Genomic DNA, 549 nt, shown 5'->3' with positions numbered 1-549 from the left:
CGGTGTGACGCGGATTGGCGACGATTGCTTGTTTATGGCGGGCGTTCACGTGGCGCACGACGTGCAGATCGGCAACCGGGTCATCATGGTCAATCATGCAGGAGCAGCCGGTCACTGTATCGTGGAAGACGATGTGATCGTCGGCGGCATCTCGGGATTGCATCAATGGGTGCGCGTCGGGCGTGGCGCGATCATCGGGGCGCTGACCATGGTGCCCAAAGACGTTATTCCCTACGGTCTGGTGCAGGCCTCACGTGGTGAGCTGGACGGCTTGAACCTTGTAGGTCTTAAACGCAAGGGTGTTTCGCGCGAGGATATCTCGGCGCTGCGCGCGGCCTTCAAGGAACTGTCCGAGGGCGATGGAACCTTCATGGACCGCGCCAGCCGGATCGGCGAAGGCAATGAAAGTGATTACGTGCAACGGATCGTTGATTTTGTCACCGGCCACAGTGATCGCTCATTCCTGACACCAGGGAAATAAACCCATGCTGGCGTTGATTGCGGGAACAGGGGCATTGCCAACCGAAGTTGTGGCTCAGCTCGCAGACC

The 549-nt window shown here is 59.0% G+C and carries 1 protein-coding gene; it reads left to right on the top strand.

Annotated elements, in window-relative coordinates; genetic code table 11:
- Window positions 1-481 (top strand): acyl-ACP--UDP-N-acetylglucosamine O-acyltransferase family protein (locus ACR0JF_RS23415; protein ID WP_480670143.1); only part of this gene is annotated, 481 nt, incomplete at its 5' end.
- Between the last annotated feature and the right edge of the window lie 68 nt (window positions 482-549).

Source organism: Ruegeria sp. BG11 (genome assembly GCF_056538565.1).
This window is presented reverse-complemented; position numbering and strand designations above follow the sequence as displayed.